This is a genomic window from Paucilactobacillus oligofermentans DSM 15707 = LMG 22743 (genome assembly GCF_001434315.1).
Classification (GTDB): Bacteria; Bacillota; Bacilli; order Lactobacillales; family Lactobacillaceae; genus Paucilactobacillus; species Paucilactobacillus oligofermentans.
Genome location: NZ_AZFE01000032.1, coordinates 39803 through 58968, shown reverse-complemented (window position 1 = coordinate 58968; position 19166 = coordinate 39803). Strand labels below are relative to the sequence as shown.

At 35.5% G+C, this 19166-nt stretch carries 20 protein-coding genes; 4 read left to right on the top strand and 16 right to left on the bottom strand.

Going from position 1 to position 19166, the window contains the following annotated elements; all coding sequences use genetic code 11:
- Nucleotides 1–77 precede the first annotated feature (77 nt).
- The 6 genes from FC70_RS07385 to pdhA form a co-directional block, all read right to left on the bottom strand.
- Nucleotides 78–848 (bottom strand): inositol monophosphatase family protein, encoded by a 771-nt coding sequence (locus FC70_RS07385; protein WP_057890363.1) that lies wholly within the window; start codon nt 846–848, stop codon nt 78–80.
- A 5-nt stretch (nt 849–853) separates the two neighbouring features.
- A complete protein-coding gene (locus tag FC70_RS07380; protein WP_057890362.1) occupies nt 854–1135 on the bottom strand; it encodes a UPF0223 family protein in 282 nt (93 codons plus the stop codon).
- A gap of 138 nt (nt 1136–1273) precedes the next feature.
- Nucleotides 1274–2695: a dihydrolipoyl dehydrogenase gene (gene lpdA, locus FC70_RS07375; RefSeq protein ID WP_057890361.1), complete on the bottom strand. Its 1422-nt coding sequence runs from the start codon at nt 2693–2695 to the stop codon at nt 1274–1276.
- A gap of 7 nt (nt 2696–2702) precedes the next feature.
- Complete coding sequence (locus FC70_RS07370; RefSeq protein ID WP_057890360.1) at nt 2703–3983, bottom strand: 2-oxo acid dehydrogenase subunit E2; 1281 nt, start codon at nt 3981–3983, stop codon at nt 2703–2705.
- A 36-nt stretch (nt 3984–4019) separates the two neighbouring features.
- Nucleotides 4020–4997: an alpha-ketoacid dehydrogenase subunit beta gene (locus FC70_RS07365; protein ID WP_057890359.1), complete on the bottom strand. Its 978-nt coding sequence runs from the start codon at nt 4995–4997 to the stop codon at nt 4020–4022.
- A 2-nt stretch (nt 4998–4999) separates the two neighbouring features.
- A complete protein-coding gene (gene pdhA, locus FC70_RS07360; RefSeq protein ID WP_057890358.1) occupies nt 5000–6106 on the bottom strand; it encodes a pyruvate dehydrogenase (acetyl-transferring) E1 component subunit alpha in 1107 nt (368 codons plus the stop codon).
- A gap of 324 nt (nt 6107–6430) precedes the next feature.
- On the opposite strand from pdhA, the gene def reads away from it, so the two are divergent.
- Nucleotides 6431–6994 carry a peptide deformylase gene (def, locus tag FC70_RS07355; RefSeq protein WP_057890357.1) on the top strand — a complete coding sequence of 188 codons (564 nt, stop codon included), beginning with the start codon at nt 6431–6433 and terminating at the stop codon, nt 6992–6994.
- 45 nt (nt 6995–7039) lie between these two features.
- Here def and FC70_RS07350 read toward each other — a convergent pair whose 3' ends face one another.
- A complete protein-coding gene (locus FC70_RS07350) occupies nt 7040–7531 on the bottom strand; it encodes a hypothetical protein (protein WP_145980470.1) in 492 nt (163 codons plus the stop codon).
- 135 nt (nt 7532–7666) lie between these two features.
- Here FC70_RS07350 and FC70_RS07345 point away from each other — a divergent pair, with 135 nt between their 5' ends.
- Nucleotides 7667–7879 carry a DNA-directed RNA polymerase subunit epsilon gene (locus tag FC70_RS07345; RefSeq protein ID WP_057890355.1) on the top strand — a complete coding sequence of 71 codons (213 nt, stop codon included), beginning with the start codon at nt 7667–7669 and terminating at the stop codon, nt 7877–7879.
- A 90-nt stretch (nt 7880–7969) separates the two neighbouring features.
- The gene (locus tag FC70_RS07340) at nt 7970–8917 is read left to right on the top strand and encodes a diacylglycerol/lipid kinase family protein (RefSeq protein WP_057890354.1); all 948 of its coding nucleotides are present in this window, start codon (nt 7970–7972) and stop codon (nt 8915–8917) included.
- A gap of 65 nt (nt 8918–8982) precedes the next feature.
- Here FC70_RS07340 and FC70_RS07335 read toward each other — a convergent pair whose 3' ends face one another.
- From FC70_RS07335 to FC70_RS07325, 3 genes are all read right to left on the bottom strand, one after another.
- Nucleotides 8983–9192: a hypothetical protein gene (locus FC70_RS07335; protein ID WP_057890353.1), complete on the bottom strand. Its 210-nt coding sequence runs from the start codon at nt 9190–9192 to the stop codon at nt 8983–8985.
- A gap of 163 nt (nt 9193–9355) precedes the next feature.
- Nucleotides 9356–10528 (bottom strand): C40 family peptidase, encoded by a 1173-nt coding sequence (locus tag FC70_RS07330; protein WP_057890352.1) that lies wholly within the window; start codon nt 10526–10528, stop codon nt 9356–9358.
- A gap of 258 nt (nt 10529–10786) precedes the next feature.
- On the bottom strand, nt 10787–11314 hold the full coding sequence (locus FC70_RS07325; protein WP_057890351.1) for a hypothetical protein: 528 nt from the start codon (nt 11312–11314) through the stop codon (nt 10787–10789).
- 444 nt (nt 11315–11758) lie between these two features.
- On the opposite strand from FC70_RS07325, the gene FC70_RS07320 reads away from it, so the two are divergent.
- Nucleotides 11759–12181 (top strand): Spx/MgsR family RNA polymerase-binding regulatory protein, encoded by a 423-nt coding sequence (locus FC70_RS07320; RefSeq protein ID WP_057890350.1) that lies wholly within the window; start codon nt 11759–11761, stop codon nt 12179–12181.
- Nucleotides 12182–12234: 53 nt separating this feature from the next.
- Here the strand turns inward: FC70_RS07320 and FC70_RS07315 are convergent, their stop codons facing one another.
- The 6 genes from FC70_RS07315 to mnmA all read right to left on the bottom strand — a co-directional run bounded on the left by FC70_RS07315 (nt 12235) and on the right by mnmA (nt 19012).
- Nucleotides 12235–12801: a TIGR01440 family protein gene (locus tag FC70_RS07315; RefSeq protein ID WP_057890349.1), complete on the bottom strand. Its 567-nt coding sequence runs from the start codon at nt 12799–12801 to the stop codon at nt 12235–12237.
- 32 nt (nt 12802–12833) lie between these two features.
- The gene (locus FC70_RS07310; protein ID WP_057890348.1) at nt 12834–13832 is read right to left on the bottom strand and encodes a ribose-phosphate diphosphokinase; all 999 of its coding nucleotides are present in this window, start codon (nt 13830–13832) and stop codon (nt 12834–12836) included.
- A 77-nt stretch (nt 13833–13909) separates the two neighbouring features.
- Entirely contained in the window at nt 13910–16378 is a 2469-nt protein-coding gene (gene recD2 / locus FC70_RS07305) for an SF1B family DNA helicase RecD2 (protein ID WP_057890347.1), read from the bottom strand.
- 23 nt (nt 16379–16401) lie between these two features.
- Nucleotides 16402–17073, bottom strand: a complete 672-nt coding sequence (locus FC70_RS07300; RefSeq protein ID WP_057890346.1) for a tetratricopeptide repeat protein — start codon at nt 17071–17073, stop codon at nt 16402–16404.
- 10 nt (nt 17074–17083) lie between these two features.
- On the bottom strand, nt 17084–17743 hold the full coding sequence (locus FC70_RS07295; protein WP_057890345.1) for a histidine phosphatase family protein: 660 nt from the start codon (nt 17741–17743) through the stop codon (nt 17084–17086).
- Nucleotides 17744–17878: 135 nt separating this feature from the next.
- Nucleotides 17879–19012: a tRNA 2-thiouridine(34) synthase MnmA gene (mnmA, locus tag FC70_RS07290; protein ID WP_057890678.1), complete on the bottom strand. Its 1134-nt coding sequence runs from the start codon at nt 19010–19012 to the stop codon at nt 17879–17881.
- Between the last annotated feature and the right edge of the window lie 154 nt (nt 19013–19166).

Genomic DNA, 19166 nt, shown 5'->3' with positions numbered 1-19166 from the left:
TTTGAGCAAAATTTGGTATCACATTTTTGCAACCGATTGGCATAAAAAAACTGTGACATCGGTCACAGCCAACCAAACTAATTAGCAAGTTCAATGACTTCTTGACTCGCTCTTTGCGTCGCTACTAATACAACAGAAGATGATAGCATATTTAACTGGGTTCCGTCAATACTTTTGACAACTAGGCCGAGCGTTTCGGCTAAGATTTTACCTGCTCCAAAATCCCAAGGACGCAAGTATGATACATATCCACATAGCTCTCCATTCATTGCCGCAATAAATTCAATTCCAGCACTACCATACATTCTTGGCCCTCGACTAACCCGAGCCACATTTTGTAAATTATATTTATTTTCAATCAACAGTGGACCACTAATTCCAATTAATGAATTTTTCAATGAAATATTTTCTGGTAACTTTAATTTCTGCTGATTTCTAAAAACTCCACCTGCCGGTCCTCCATGATATAAGTCATTATTCATTACATCAAAAATATAACCTAACACACCTTCACCATCATGATAAAGAGCAATCATAATTGCAAAGTTGTTCTTTTGCATCACAAAATTCATTGTTCCATCAATGGGATCAATAATCCAGGTCCAGCCATTCAAATCTTTAACTTCGTCGCCAAATCCTTCTTCCCCTAGTATCTGAGAATCTGGAATAATTTTTCGTAAAGCATCAACTAGCATTTGTTCATTATGCTTATCAACGGTTGTAACTAAATCTTTACGACCAGTTTTTTCATCAACCTTAATTGGCTGTTTTAAGCTTTCAATTGTATCATTTTTTACGCATATGATTAATTTTTGAACTTGTTCGTCAACTTCGTTTAAATCTATCATTTTAGCTACCGTTCCATTCGAATTGTTTTTCGGTCACTTGTATTAGCTAACTTAACTACCTCATACAAAACATAACCAGAATCATGTTCAAATTGACGTCCTAACTGTTTTTCTTCAGATTTAGACTGCACAATTTTTTTAAATTCTTGATACTGATTAAGTACCATCTCACGATTAGCTCCACCTTCATAAACGTCTTCAATTAAACTAAACATTTTGGTAACAATAATTAATTCTTCTGTTGTCCAATCGGCATTAATTGGATAACTATAATTCTGATTGTCCATAGTCTTCTCCAATATTTTTATTTATTATAATATTAACACCGATTTCAATCTGATACACGCAAAATGAGAGTTTGAGTAGAAACTTTCGTTTCCATTCAGACCCTCATTTAAAACTCTTTTACTAAACTATTTTATCTGTTAAATATGCGTTGGGAAGCCCATTGCAATGTCCGCAGCTTCAGCAATTGGTTCACTAAGTGTTGGATGTGGATGAATAGTTAAAGCAATATCTTCAACATTCATACCACTATTGACAGCTAACGCTAGCTCAGAAATTAAATCACTAGCTCCTGGTCCAACGATTTGTCCACCAACTAGATTGCCGTCATCCTTAGTATAAACTAAGCGAACAAATCCTTCTGGTTGATCAAGACTTACCGCACGTGCATTACCTGCAAATGGGAACTTAGCTGTTTTAACATCTAAACCTTTGTCTTTAGCTTCTGCTTGGTTTAAACCAACTGTAGCTAATTCTGGATCAGCAAAGCATACAGCTGGAATTCCTACCCAATCATTTGCAGTGTTTTTACCTGAAATTGCACCAGCGGCTGTTTTACCTTCAAAGAAAGCCTTATGAGCCAATGCTGGGCCAGCAACAATATCACCAATTGCAAAAATGTTTTTAACATTTGTGCGTCCTTGATTATCAACTTCGACAAGTCCATGATCATCCATTTTAACACTGGTCATTTCAAGTCCAAAGTTATCAGTATTTGGTTTACGGCCAACAGAAACTAAGCAATAATCAACTTTCAAATCTGTAGCTTTACCATCAACTTCATAAGTTACTGTCACACTCTTATCATCTTGAACTGACTTTTTAGCCATGGCATTGGTGATCACATCAACACCCTTGTTCTTGAGTTGTTTGAGTACAACAGAAACCATATCTTTTTCAAAATTAGGTAAGATTGATGGTGTTCCTTCAAGGATCGTCACATGTGCACCTAAATTAGCATAAGCTCCAGCTAATTCAGTTCCAATGTAACCACCACCAATAACAACTAATTCTTTAGGAACTTCAGGTAAATTAAGTGCACCAGTTGAATCAACAACTCGTTTTTCAAACTTAAATCCTGGGATTTCTATTGGACGACTACCAGTGGCAATAATTAAATTCTTAAATTTAATAGTTTGTCCACCACCATTGTCCATGAACTGCTTAGGGCCAACTGCCATAGTACGCAATTGTGAATCATTATCAAGAAATGCTTCTTGATCAATAACTTCAACCTTATGTTTTTGGAGCAACATTTTAACACCACTTGTCATCCGATCAACAACTGCATGTTGTTTCCAATCTTGAGTCTTTGTAAAATCAATCGTTGCTGGTTTAGTCTCAATTCCAAAGACAGAAGCATCATTAGCATCTACTAAACGATGTCCAGCATTAATCAAAGCTTTTGATGGAACACATCCCACGTTTAAGCAAACTCCACCTAACGTGCCTTTTTCAATCAAAGTCACTTTCTGGCCTAGTTCTGAAGCTCGAATTGCGGCTACATAGCCACCAGGACCGCCACCGATAATGACTGTTTCTTTTTCTTCAACATCTGCCATTTGAAAATCATCCTTCCATCAACATCATTGCAGGATCATGCAATAATTGTTTCATGTAATTTAATGCATTTTGTGCTAATGCACCATCAATCAAACGATGATCATAGCTTAATGACAATTTCAACATATTGCCAACTACAATTTCACCATCATCATTAACATATGGTTCTTTAGCAATTTTACCAACACCTAAAATCGCAACTTCAGGTTGATTGATTACTGGTGTAAACCATCCACCACCAATTGATCCAACATTACTAATGGTAATTGAGCCACCACTCATTGCTTTAGCAGATAATTTACCAGCATAAGCGGCTTCGCTATTTTCACTAATTTCTTTGGCAATTGCGAACATTCCTTTTGAATCAGCGTCTTTAATGTTTGGTACATATAAGCCTGAATCTGTGTTAGTTGCAATACCAATATTGTAATAATGTTTATAAACAACTTCTTGTGATGCATCATCAATTGAAGCGTTCAATTCTGGATACTTTTTAATCGTTGCAACTAAAGCTTTCACAACATATGGCAAGAATGTCAAATGAATATCTTGATCTGCTGCGGCTACCTTATATTTCTTACGATTTGCCATTAATGCAGACACTTCAACATCATCAAATGAAGTTACATGTGGTGAAATATCTTTTGAAGTACGCATTGATTTGGCAATGATTTTACGCATTGGACTCATAGGTTCACGAGTTTCTGCTTCACCATTATCAGACTTATAAGGTTTAACTTCTTGTGTAGCTGCCTTAGCAGGTGCTGCTGTTGGAGTAGCACTCGTTGCAACTGGAGCAGAAGCTGCACCACCGTAATTTTCAATATCTGCTTTAACCACTTGTCCATGATTACCACTTGGAGCAACTGTGCTAATATCAATACCCTTATCGCGAGCAAATTGACGTACTGAAGGCATTGCCAAAACTAACTTATTTGGTTCGGATAATGCAGCTACGGTTGCAGCTGGAGCTTCGGTAGCTGGAGTTTCAGCTACCGGTGCTTCTTCTTTTGCTGCAGCTGGAGCACTATCATCACCTGTATCAGGTGAACCATCATCAATTTCGACTAATGTATCTCCAATTTCAACGGTATCTCCTTCTTGCGCCACAATCTTTTTAACAGTTCCTGAAACTGGAGTAGGTAACTCCGAAACAGACTTATCATTTTGAATTTCAACGATTGTATCGTCTTCTTTGACTGTATCTCCTTCTTTAACGAGCCATGAAGCAACTTCACCTTCAGCCATTCCTTCACCAAGCTCTGGGAGTGTAAATTTAAAAGCCATATTGTATTCATCCCTTCTGAAATTATTTTGGTAATTTTAGTAGCTTAAAGTCTCACGAACCTTCACTTCAATATCATCTGCATTTGGAATCCAAACATTTTCAGCTTGAGCAAATGGATAAACACTATTTGGTGCAGCAACTCTAGCGATTGGAGCGTCCAATGACATAATGGCATGTTCAGAAATTTCTGATGCAACAACTGCACCAACTCCAGCCATTTTTTGTGCTTCTTGAACAACAACAACTTTATGAGTCTTCTCAACTGATGCAAAAATTGTGTCTGTATCAATTGGTGATAATGAACGTAAGTCAATAACTTCAGCAGAAATATTTTCTTTAGCTAATTTTTCAGCAACAGTCAATGATTCGTTAACTTCAGCACTATAAGCAACAATCGTTACATCAGTACCTTCACGAACGACCTTAGCAGTATCTAACGGAACAGTATATTTTTCATCAGGAATATCGTCTTTCATTGAACGATATAGCTTCAAGTTTTCCATAAATAACACTGGATCATTATTTTCAACAGCTGAAATAATCAAACCTTTGGCATCATATGGATTACTTGCAGTAACTACACGTAATCCCGGTACACCAGTGAAGAAGTTTTCTAGATTATCAGCATGCATTTCGGCAGTGTGAGTTCCACCACCAAATGGAGTTCTGATTGTAACTGGTGAATTTTTTTGTCCTCCAAAGCGGAAACGCATCCGTGCCATTTGTCCTGCAATCGAATCAATTGCTTCAAATGTGAATCCCATAAACTGAATTTCTGGAATTGGACGCCATCCAGTTAGTCCAAGACCAACTGCTAAGCCCAAAATTCCTGATTCAGCTAGTGGAGTATCAAAGACACGATCTTCACCATATTTTTCTTGTAGTCCTTGGGTTGTTCTAAATACCCCACCGTTTTTACCAACATCTTCCCCAAAAATCAAAGTCTTTGGATCTTCATCTAGTAGAATATCTAACCCATCAGTAATTGCTTGAATATACGATTTTTTAGCCATGATTACTTCGACTCCTTTTCTTCAAATTCGGCGATTTGTTTAGCGATATCAGGTGTAGGTACTTCGAATGTATTTTTAAGCATATCAGTAACCTTTTCAGGTGCTACTGCATCAGCATCTTTCAATGCATCCTTAAATGAATTCTTACATTCTTCAACATATGCATCTTCTGTTTCTTGTGACCATTGACCTTTGTCAGTTAAATATTTACGCATTCTAATTAGTGGATCATTTTCAAACCAAGGTTGTTCTTCTTCCTTTGTCCGATAACGACTAGGATCATCTCCAGCACTACTATGAGCACCAAAACGATATGTTAAAGTTTCAATCATAACTGGCCCATTACCGGCAGCAGCAAAGTCACGTGCTTCCTTAGCAACGGCGTAACAAGCTAAGATATCCATCCCATCAACTTGCACACTTGGAATACCAGCAGCAACTGCTTTTTGTGCCAACGTTACAGCAGCAGTTTGCTTTGGACGTGGAACAGAAATTGCATAACCATTATTTTGAATAATAAAGACTGCAGGTGCTTCATATGCTCCAGCAAAGTTCATACCTTCATAGGTATCACCTTGAGAAGTACCACCATCACCGGTATAACTAAATGCAACAGCATCCTCACCGTTTTTCTTGAGTCCTAATGCAACTCCGGCAGTTTCAACCATTTGAGCACCAATGATAATTTGTGGCATGATTGCACGTGCTTTAAATTGATTACCTAAAACATGACCTCTTGACCATAGATAACCTTCTGCGACAGTTGCTCCGTGTTGAATCAATTGTGGAAGATCACGATATGCTGGTAATAGGAAATCATTTTCTTTAAATGCAGAAACAGTCCCCATTTCACTAGCTTCTTCCCCAAGAGTTGGAGCATAGAAACCTAAGCGACCTTGACGCGAGAAATTCATCGTTTGTTCATGTAATGCTCGTTCCCAAACAAGTTTCTTCATGAAATCTACAAGTTGCTCATCCGAAAATGTTGCCATCAATTCCTTATTAACAACCTTTGCATCATTATCTAAAATTTGAACTGGTTTAAAGTCCTTGCCCAAATCAGCCTTAATTGCTGCAAAGTCAACGACTTTCTTACTATCCTTAGCCATACTTAACACGTTCCTTTCTATATTAACGTTACATATCCCATCGAAATGTAAGCGCTTTATTTGTCTACGTCTCTCAGTATACACCGGACTATTCTAATTGCAAGGGTTGTCATGGTCAATTATCTATTATCCGTATTGAAAGTATTGACTACCGAACAGTAAAATAGTTCACAAATGACACATATTTATTATTGTTTTGTTGTCAAATCAACAAATAAGATAGTTCAACAATTCACATACGCTTTTAAAAATATCCTTTCTGCTAATGTGATTTAAAATATGATAAAATATAATTATTGAAAATTTTGAATGGAGCTGAATATTTTGTTTTTAATGAAAGATATTACTAGAGATGGAAACCCGGTTCTACGTCGCCACGCAGATGACGTTATCTTCCCGCTCTCTAATGAAGATCAAAAGCTAGCTGAAGATATGATGAACTACCTTGAAGTTAGCCAAGACCCTGAATTATGTAAAAAGTATGGCCTACGTGCTGGAGTTGGTTTGGCTGCACCACAAGTTGGAGTTTCTAAACAAATGGCAGCTGTACTAGTCCCTGCTGCTGAAGCAGATGATGATGATCCCGAATTCAAAGATGTTATTATCAATCCCGTCATTATTAGCGAATCTGTCCAATATGGTGCTTTGTCAGAAGGAGAAGGTTGTTTATCAGTTGATGATGATGTCCCTGGATATGTTCCACGACACGATCGAATAACCCTTCGTTATCAAGACATAAGTGGCGAAACTCATACAATTCGTCTTAAGCATTATCCTGCGATTGTGTGCCAACATGAAATTGATCATTTACACGGAACTTTATTTTATGATCACATCAACAAAGACCAGCCTTTTGAAGCTCCAGAAGATACTATTTTATTCGGATAATAGAAATAACGACCAAGCATAATTGCTCAGTCGTTATTTTTTTACCTATAATTTAGCGAGATCTTTAACATATTCAGCAGTTGATTCATTAACCACATACGCAACATCAATGTGCAATTCATCAAGATATATCCATAAGTCAGTTACGATAAAAATTCTTGGTACATTCTCAAATGATTGAATTTCATTTTCTTCTGCATACTTATTTAATTGAGAATTTAGTTGCCATCTAATTTTATCCATATTAATCTTATTGGATTTTACGACAAAGCTATATTCAAAAGCCATAACTCCAACACCCCACATGTCTACAACTGTTTCGGACCGGACTGGCTTATGTGGTGTTTCGATATCATCATGCTGAAATAAATCCGGTAAGACTTCATTCATTGCTTCATCAGTTGTTTTTTGAGCATCATTTGTGATTATCAAAATAGCTCGTTTAGAAATCATGCGACGTATTACTAGATAAACTAAGACTGTAACTATAATTGCAACAAAAACACTAATAATCACAATATCACCTCTTTCTATCATAAGAATAACATTTTATCTTTAACTCAGAAAATAATATCAATATATATTTGCTTAAGTCAGTTAGCATTACTACTTATTATGTGCTAAAATTAGATATGATTTACACCGATTTTAAATTACAAGGAGTTTTTAATAATGATTTTTAAAATATACTATCAAGAAACAAAAGTTCGTAACCCAAAGCGTGAAGATACTCTTTCATTATACGTTGAAGCTGATTCATTACCAGCAGCACGTGTGCTTGTAGAAAAAAATACAGAACATAATATCGAATTCATTGAACAACTTTCGGACAAAGCCCTAGAATACGAACAAGAAAATCCAAACTTCAAAATGACAACATTTTAATTAACTTGAGATTTGATTTACCGTCCAGGCATAATTCCTGGACGTTTTTTTATTCAATTATTCCTATTATATTTAACGGGGGAAACACTGATGTTTCTAAGCATCATATTAAATAACGAGGCTGGAAGTGGCCATGCCCAACATTCATGGCGCATCGTAGAGGCAGAGTTAAATCGACGTAAAATAAATTATGAACTAAAAGTTTCCAAATATAGTGGCCATGCAGAAAAGCTTGCTTTTCAAAGTGCATCAAAAGCTACTTTAGATACCGTCATTGTTGTCATTGGGGGGGATGGTACTTTACACGAAGTTGTGAATGGATTATTAAAAAATCGGCGTACACTTCCCTACGAAGTTCCCGTTGGGTATGTTCCTTCAGGATCTGGTAACGATTTTGCAACAGCATTAAAAATGTCTACCGATCCATTAACGGCACTTAATGATATTTTAGAATTAACCGAATCTACGGAAATAAATGTTGGCTATTATGAAGAGTCAATGCATCATGAAAAAGGCTTCTTTGTTAACAACATTGGGGTTGGATTTGATGCAGCAATTGTTAGTCGTGCTAATTCTGCTAATTCTAAAAAAACTTTAAATAAACTTCACTTAGGATCATTATCATATATTTTTTCAATTCTTAGCGTCTTATTTAGCCAAGATTCATTTCAACTAATGGTTCATAACAAATCACAACATGATATTTACCAAGATGCATTCCTTGTAACCACTTCAAATCATCCCTATTTTGGCGGTGGCGTTCCAATTTTACCAAATGCGACTGTCCATGACCCTAATCTCGAATTAATTGTTATAGAGCGTCACAATTGGCTAATTTTACTTTGGATTGCACTTTTTATTCCTTCAGGTAAACATTTAAACTCTCATTGGGTACACCATTATAAATCTAGCTCAATCAGGCTAACAACTACGACCCTAGAATTTGGTCAATCAGATGGCGAAGAAATGGGTAGTAGATTCTTTGATCTTGAAATGAATACCGTTAAATATCCTTTTTGGATTAAAGCCAACATATAAAAAACATCAAACTTAAAATTCAAGTTTGATGTTTTTTTATGAGCTTATTGTCGTGTATAATCTCGTTAATCTTCAGATGCATCCATTGCTTCTAAAATCATACTTAATTCACTGCACTTACTTCTAAGTTCATTCATATCTTTTCCATATTTAGGTTCTATTGTTACAGTACCAATTGATTTAATTTTACAACTGTCAGACTCTTTATGACAAAGATTATCTAATTGGTTTTGAGCGTCAGCTAATTCTCTCTGAATCTCAAATCTGTTACCCACTCTAAACACTCCCTCGCGTACTAAAGTATCAAAAGCAAATTCAAATTTGCAACACTGACTATATCACCAATTTAACGAAATGTTAATAGTTTTATCGTTACAGTTTAGTTACATAAAAAAAGCCATCTCCAGAGAAGATGACTTTAACAGTTTTATTATTTAATTAGTTAACAGTTCCTGCAAAACTAGGCATGAAATAACTGCTAATTGTTTCAATTTGAACATTCTGTCCTTCTGTAGGAGCTGCCACATATTGGTTATTACCAATATAGATAGCAACATGATAAGTTGAACCATGACTACCCCAGAATAATAGATCACCGGGTTGTGCTTCTGAAACAGATTTTTGAGTAACTTCTGATTCAAGTGCAACTGTGTAATGTGATAATGACTTTCCTTCAGCATTTTGGAAAACATATGCTACTAATCCTGAACAATCCATTCCGTTTAAGCTGCTTCCACCCCATACATATGGAATGTTAGCACTAGCTAATTTAACAGCTAAGCTGACAACTGAACCAGATTGTAAATCTGAATTACCATTGTTTGAATTAGAATCAGTTTGATCTACTGGTACTTCAACTGCTGGTGCAGTGTAATCATTATTATCAGCTGAAGAAGTAACTTCAGTTGTTGTATCTTCAGTTACAGATGCAGCTGAATCACTAGTGGCAACTGAAGTAACGTTACTATCATCAACAGCACTACTTGCAACAGTAACATCACTTTCTACTGCCGCTGAGCTTTCAGCAACCGTTGAACTTACTGGTGTAGCAGATTCAGCAATAGGTGCACTACTTTCAGCAACTGGTACACTGCTTTCAACAACTGCTGCACTACTTGTAGCAGGCGCCGCAGTTCCACTAACATTTAAAACTTGGCCAACGTAAATCAAGTTACTGTTCTCAATATTATTATTAGCAACTAGTACATCTGCACTAATACCATATTGAGCAGCAATGTTAGAAATTGAATCGCCAGACTTAACTGTATAGCTACCATCTGTGCTTTCAGAGCTTGTAGCTACTGCAGTACTTGTCACAGCAGCTGTGCTAACTGGAGCAGTTGTGCTACCAGCAGCAATATTTAAAGTTTGACCTGCATAAATTAAATCAATTGATGAATTGACTTTCTTAATACCAGAGTTACTTGCTTCAATATCAGAAACAGATACGCCGTACTTTTGGGCAAAATCCCAAATTGTGTCTCCAGCTTTAACTGTAATAGTATCAGCATTTGCAGTTTGTGTGCCTAGTGCCATTAATCCTAAGGCCCCAACTGTACCCAATACAGCGCCTTTTACATATTTTGGTTTTTGTTTCTTAGTACTTTGCATGTTTCCACACTCCTCTTTATTTAAATAACTAATTATATTTCCCACTACCAGTAACAAAATACGAATTCATAATAAATTCTTAAGAACTAGTAAATTTATCAATGTCTTAATAATAACATGATATTTGTATATTGAAAACTAATAGCAAACACATACAAGCGGTTTACATGCATATTACATATTGCCAGTAGTACAAGGATTACTGCTAAATCAATCCAAACAGAACTCATACTTATCATTGTTACAGTAAAATTACAGTTACTTTACAGTATGTAATTTAATCTTTTCATGATCATGTTGAATGATCAAATTACTATTTTTAATTTTCACTTTTCCTGTTTGTTCATTCCCAAATTGTCGATAAAAATCACTTTTTACAACACTTTCAGAATTAGTTACTTCGTTATCTTTTAATGCACTTTCTGAAGCATAGGTGCTAACCTCAATATTTGATGGTGTCAATGTAGCAACCCCATCATTAATTTTATAAGTTCCAGTGTAAGATCTCTGCCAAACTTGGCTAACCGTATTCGTTTCAATTAAGCTATATTTTTTTGAGTCAATAAATTTAACCTTGATAGTAACTCGCTGACCCTTAGAATACTTAGTGTACCCACTCCAAGACCCAGTGAACGTTGCTTTTTTCACTTTATGTATTTTAACTGATTCTGTCTGCTTATTAGCTTTTGAGTGTTGTGAACTAACTTGGTTAAAAGTTAATACCCCAAGTCCCGCAACCAAAACAATAACGATCACGATAAATTCCGGAACATGTTTATTCTTCATATTTAACAATCTCATTTCTTTTGTATTATATGGCTATCCTAACATAAATCTTGTAAATTCGTGAAGTTGTAATATACATATTTACATGGTTTTCAAAGACGGTTAACTATCCATACTTTGCTTAATTAATATTCTACTATTGTATATGTCAAATTATTGACTTCTAAGCACGTTTTTATTTAATCGTCAGTTCGTTTCATTTAGCTAATTTAATTTGATCTTAGCATTGTATATTAAGTAATATCAGTACGTTAATCGTAATCAACTAGTCTTTACTTATTTATATCTAAAAATACCTTCTAAATCAGAATACATCGCTTATTCAAGAAAAATTCATACAAGTTAAGATTTAGTATTTACTTATTTAAAAACAAACAAAATAGTTGATACATGTTCTATTCTGCGGTACACTTTACCCCAATTAAGAAAGAGAAGGTGTCTATTATGGTAAGAATGTATTTTCACACGAATGATCCTTCAAAGCGTAAAGCTGTAAAGTGGCTCGCAGAACATAACGTAGATATTGAACAACGAAATATTGAAAATGAACCATTAACTGATACTGAAATTATGAATCTCTTTACCCTTTCTATTGAGGGAACTGATGAATTAATTTCTAAACGTTCAAAGGATACGAAAGCCCTGAACCGTGACACAGACCAAATGACTTTGAAAGAATTATCTCAAGAAATTCAAAAAGCTCCACATATTCTTAAAAATCCAATTATTTTCGATAAACATAAACTTGTAACTGGTTTTGATTTAGAAAAAATTGGTGCCTTTGTACCAAAGCGCCTACGTAAACTTGAATTATCAGCCCTATTTTCTAAACTATATCCAACTGGCACAAATATCAAATTAGCATAACAAAAAACCTGATTAAAATTAATTTAATCAGGTTTTTTTGTTACACTTTTATATTAATCAATCGGCTTCCAAACATATTGTGCTCTACTTCCACCAATCATTTTCGGGCGACTTGTTAAGTAAGTAATATGGGCAAAGCCAACTTCCGTAATTGAAGTCCTAAGCGGAATCTGAACAAACTTAACGTGTTGTCCAATAGCTGTATCTCCGATATCAATACCACCAACAGCTGTAATATGCTCTACTTCAACCGGATCATTCAATCGTTCATATGCAGCAACTTGTGTAGCTCCACCCGCGTTGACTGCGGGAATAACTGTTACTTCTTCGTAACCACGCTTTTCCGCTTCACTACGTTCCATTAGTAGTGCACGGTTCAAATGCTGACAACCTTGAACCGCTAAATACAATCCGCGGTCATTAAGCATTGGCAAGATAACATCAATAACCATTCGTCCAACTTCAATTGATGATCCCTTACCGATTACTTGTCCATGAATCTCACTCGTACTAGACCCTAACACAATCAAAGATTCTTTAGCAAAATCAGCTTGATCTAAGAACTCTTGCATTGCAATCTTTAATTGCTTTCTAGCACTAACTAAATTAAATTCTTTCATATTACTTTCCTCTTTTTAGGGCCTAATAATATCTATATTTTAGCATTTTTGTTATCAGAACTAATAAATAAAGAATCTACTGGCTCGTTATTATGAATATGATTAATTGCTTTTGCTAACAATGGTCCTACTGATAATTGAACTAATTTTTCACCTTTTTTCTCATCAGGCAAATTAATTGAATCAGTAACAATCATTTTTTCAAGCGATGATTTATCAATTTTTTTCATTGCTTCATTAGAAAAAACTGCATGTGTTGCACATCCATAAACCTTTTCAGCACCAAAATTCTTTAACGCAGTTGCTGAAACTACCATTCGAACGCCCGTATCAACAATATCATCAACTAAAATAGCAGTTTTGCCTTTAACCTCACCGATAACATATTCTGGCACTGATTCATTTAATCGTTCAATTTCTTCAGGACTTCGATTATCAATAATTGCAATTGGCGCCTTTAAAATTTCAGCTAACTTACGAGCTCTGGTTACACCAGCATGATCCGGAGCTACAACCACGATATTTTCTAGAATATCATGATTATAAAAATAATTAGCCAATAATGGCGCTGCTAATAGATGATCGACTGGAACATTAAAGAATCCTTGGACCTGTGCAGCATGTAAATCTAAAGCAACAACCCGGTCTACACGATCCATTTCCAACATTGTTGCAATTAACTTAGCCGTAATTGGTTCGCGTGACCGCGCCTTACGATCTTGACGTGCATACCCATAATAAGGAATGACAACGTTAATCGTCTTTGCACTCGCACGACGAAGTGCATCAACCATAATCAATAACTCCATTAAATTTGAATTAACTGGATCAGAAATTGATTGCACTACATAGACTTCACAACCACGAATACTCTCGTCGATTGTAATTTGAATCTCTCCATCAGCAAATTGTTTTAGTGTTGCTGCACCTAGTGGTAATCCCAGGGAGTCGGCAACTTCACCTGCTAATGATTTATTTGAACTTAATGCAAAAATTCGAACATTCTCTGCGTTTTTCATTTGTTGTGCCATTAAGAGGATCTCCTTCAATTTTCTTTAACTAATTATCTCAACAATTACTTACTGATGCAAGTTTCTATCATAAATCATTATACATTAGCAAAATCTTTAGGCCTAATTCCAGCCATTCCAATCATTGGATCAATCTTGCCGTTCATAATTGCCTCAACCGTTAAGATATTATCTTTACTAACTGTTGTACCTTCTTCTGCCTTTTTACTACTTAAATCCTTCGACTTTTTAATATCTTCTTGTGGTTTAACAATCATCGGTTGCATTACTGATCCATTAAAGATGTCTTCTAATCTCATTAACAAAGTGGTTTGTCTATTAACCGCTTCATTTTTGATTGCTTGTGCAAAAGATTGTGGATCCCCAATTAAAACTAATTTGCTTTTAGATCGCGTTATTGCAGTATACAATAGATTTCGTTGTAGCATACGACTATATTGTGGCACCATGGGTAGAATGACCATTTCAAATTGACTTCCTTGAGACTTATGAATCGAAATACTATAAGCAAGGGTCAGTCGCTGCCATTCATTTCTTGAGTAAGTTACTTCATTTTGATCAAATTCAATTACCATTCGATCAGTTTTAGGACCTTTTTCTTGTGGCACACCTAATTCAATACTGACAATCGTTCCAATGTCACCATTAAAAACATTATTATCAGGACTATTAACTAAATGCAAAACCTTATCACCAATTCTAAAATTCTCACCCCGATATTCAACTGACTTTGTTTTATCAGATTTGATTGGATTAAAGATATCTTGTGCAAGGGTGTTAAGTCGATTGATTCCAGCATTTCCTCGATACATTGGCGCTAGAATTTGAACTTGCATTTTAGAATAGTCACGTTCTTGCGCTTTTTTTACAATTTGATTGATTACCACTGGTACTTGATCAGTACGACACTGAATAAATGATCGATCACTAAATGATTTAGTTAAATCATCTGGAACTTCGCCTAATTTAATCGCATGGGCCAACGGAATAATTGAAGATTCTTTTGACTGACGATAGATATTAGATAACTCCACTTTTGGTATTTGTGGAAAATCTAATAAATCGTGAAAAATTTGTCCGGGTCCGACAGATGGTAATTGATCCTTATCACCTACCAAGATCACTTGCATCGTACTAGGAATGGCAGTTAGTAGCGTTTTAAACAACATAATATCAACCATAGATAGCTCATCAACAATTAATAATGACCCATTAAGATCATGAACATTAATGTCGTTTGATTCTTCATGACCATTAAGCCCTAACAATCGATGAATCGTACTAGCTGGTAAACCAGTTGTTTCACTCATTCGCTTAGCTGCTCGACCAGTTGGTGCTGCTAATAAAATTGGAAACGGCGTATCTTTATATGCATTAACATCAAGCGAATATTGATGTAGTTCAGCAAAAGCCGTAACAATCCCTTGAATAATCGTTGTTTTTCCGGTTCCTGGGCCACCTGTTAACAAAAATATTCTTGATTTTAGTGCTTGTAAAATTGCTTCCTTTTGCGAATCATCATATTCAATTTGATTGCTTTTCATAACTTTTAATATTGTAGCTTCAATCTTTTTATCATCATCAATAACTGATTCATCACTACTCAATCGATGCAAATGCTCGGCAATTTTCCATTCTGCGTTAAATAACGTCGTTGGATAAATACGATTATCTTGTGCAACTATCTGATTTGAGCTAGCTAACGCTACTAGGCGATCAGCCACTTGTTTAGGATTAATTCGAACATTGCGACTTTCCTCTAATAATTGAACTGTTTGAGTTAATAATGGCTTGGCCATTGTATACGTGTCACCAGTTTGCATAGTTACATCATCGATAACTTGCAAAATTCCTGCATCGACACGGCGCGTATCATCAGCTGGAACATCTAATTTAACTGCAACTTGATCAGCGCGTTTAAAACTAACTCCATCAATATCCCTGGCTAATTGATATGGATTTTTATTAATTCTCATTAATGTTTCATCACGATACTTTTCAAAAATAGCTGTCGCTAATGAGCTCCCAAAACCAAAATCGTTTAATCCAATAATAATCTGATCCATTCCTTGTGAAGCAACCAAATTATCAACCAACGTTTTAACAATATTTGGTTTTAAGTTTAATTGATTTAATGAAGCTGGATCATTAACAATCTTATCAATTGCTTCAATTCCGAGGACATCTACAATTTTCTCGGCGGTTTTAGTACCAATACCTTTAAATTGGTCACCAGAAAGAAACTTAACCAGCCCCTCAACAGTTGTTGGTTGCGTACTATGATAATTATTAGATTGAAATTGTTGACCATATTTAGGGTGATCTACTAGCTTACCTTCAAATCGGTAAGCAGTTTCTTCATTGATTTCTCCAAAATTACCGGTTACAACTACTTCGTCATCGTGCCAATCAAAACTTGTCTCTTCAACTTTAACCAGTAGTACTTTATAAAAATTATCCTGACTAGCAAAAAAAGTCGTCTCAACTTTTCCCACAAAAAAAGGAGATTCAACTGGATTTTCAAATAAATTCATTGAATTATCCATTTATATCATCTCCTTTTTATTTATTACTTTGGCTTTTGTAATGTCTTTTCAATATCCGCAATTTTCTGTTCACTACGTGTATAATATTCTGGATCTAATTGTCGTGCTTGTTCTAGATAATCTTGATATTTTTCGCCTAAAACCATTGCTACCAATCCACGGTTAAACTGTGTCTCTGCGCGTCCAGGATGGTATTTTAAAATATCGTCATAATATCCTTTAGCTTGTTCAAACCCGCCAAGTGCTAGAAAAGCATCGCCTAAAACTTCATTAATTTCAGGATCTTGTTTTCGTAATTCATGTGCAGTAATTCCATACGCAATTGCTCGCTTATAGTCATGCATTTGAACTAAGCTTTGTGCGACCATCAGATAAGCATCTGCCTTTAATTTTGAGTTCTCTATCTGGCTATACTCTTTAATTGCATCATCATAGCTACCTTGTTCATAATAAAGATTACCCAAGCCATATTTTAATAAATTAGTTGCTTTAACATCTTTTTCAAATAGTCCCAACGCCTTCATAAATAATTCTTCGGCCTGTTCATGACTATTTAACTTTGTTAATAATGAACCTAAATCATAATAATTTTGAGCTTTGGTTGGCTCTTTATCAATTGCTGCGACTAACTTTGAAATTAGTTGCTCTGAGTTCTCTTTCATTTTTTTGCGTTGGCTTGATGATTGATTATCCATTATTTCACCCCTAAATTGTGTCTGTCAAATCAAATTCTTTATGTAAATAATCCGTTTGATTCCATTTCAGTATTTCAAAGTTTCTACCATAATTTGTTGTTTCAAGAATTGTCGTTGAGGTATTACTCAAACCACCACGATCCCTTAAATGTTCCAATGGAACACCTAAAATTCCATTTAACGCCGCATTTAGCGCTGCACCATGCGAAACAACTAAAATATTATCATCTTGACTAGCATTATCACATATTAACTTAACTGCTTGTCCAAATCGCTTAATTAAGTGTGGAAAAGTTTCCGCATGGATATTTACTGGATTATATTGATCTGGATGATTTCTAAAGGCATCAAATTCGACTGGAAACTCCTCTTTTACTTCTGAAAAAAGCATACCTTCCATTTTGCCTAAATTAAATTCAGCTAAATTACTCATTAAAGTAACTTTTAAAGGTTGTTTCAGATCAGATATTAGTTCAAAAGCAGTTAATCGGGCTCGTTTAATCGGACTAGCGTAGACCCGTGAAAATTTGACCGCATGTAATGATTTAGCTAATAACTCAATTTCAGCGAAACTTTCTGATAGTAGTGGAGAATCTCCATTCATTCCTTGATATCTAGATTCTAAATTCCATTCAGTTTTACCATGTCTAATAAAATATAACTTTGTCATTTTTCACCTGTACTTAATTTCAATACTTCATTATCCCAATTATCCGGAAAAACTTCAACTATTTAGCAAAATTTGTATATAAAAAGGTTAGAACCAAATAATTGGCTCTAACCTTAGTAATTCGATTAAATATCTTTATACATATTGTAGGGTTTTAGTTTCATTATAAGCAACATCAATAATTGCGCTCCCTAAACACTCATTACCCTGATAAAAGACAACCGCTTGACCTGGTGTAATTGCACGTGCTGGATCATCGAAGTGAACAATTAAGTCACTACCATCAGCAGCAACCACAACTGAAACTCCGACGTCCTTTTGACGATAACGGAACTTCGCCGTACAAGTAAATGACTCACCGTTTTTAGTGTCATCCCCATCAACCCAGTGAATATCACTAGCTGACAAATGTGTCGCATAAAGCTTTTCATGATGGTAACCTTGACCAACGTAAAGAATGTTCTTGCTTTGATCTTTACCAATTACAAACCAAGGGTCGCTGTTCTCACCACCGCCACCAATTCCCAAGCCTTTGCGCTGACCAATTGTATAATACATTAGGCCTGCATGTTGACCCTTAACTTCACCATCAAGGGTAACCATATCACCAGGTTTAGCTGGAATAAAGGTACTCAAAAAATCACGGAAATGTCCTTTTTCGCCAATAAAACAGATTCCAACTGAATCTTTCTTCTTAGCGGTTGCTAATCCAGCCTCTAATGCAATTTCTCTCACTTCTGGCTTGGTTAACTTAGCTAGTGGGAACATTACCTTATCGAGTTGATCATGACCTAGCTGGCTCAAAAAATATGTCTGATCTTTATTTTGATCTGTTGCGCGCATTAAATGCATATTGCCATTCTCATCGCGGTCTAAATCAGCATAATGACCAGTTGCAATATAATCTGCTCCTAATTGTTGAGCATATTCAACAAAGGCCTTGAACTTAATCTCTTTGTTACAAACAACATCTGGATTAGGTGTACGATCCTTTTTGTACTCATCAAGGAAATATGAGAATACACGATCCCAATATTCTTTCTCAAAATTAACTGAGTAATATGGAATCCCAATTTTCGCAGCAACCTTCGCCACATCCTTATAATCTTCCGTAGCCGTGCAAACGCCATTCTCGTCAGTGTCGTCCCAATTTTTCATGAACACACCAACCACATCATAACCTTGTTGCTTAAGCAGCAAAGCTACAACAGATGAATCGACGCCGCCACTCATGCCGACTACAACACGAGTTTTACTGTGATCTGTCATTTCATCACCATCATTCATATAGATTCTGGAAAAATCCACGAGTTGAAGGTCGTAATAATCCAGTATCAAATATTATAACAGAATTAACACTATCCTTCACGTTTTTACACTTTTCCTATTGATATGTAGCAATAGTCATTTATTATTCCATAAC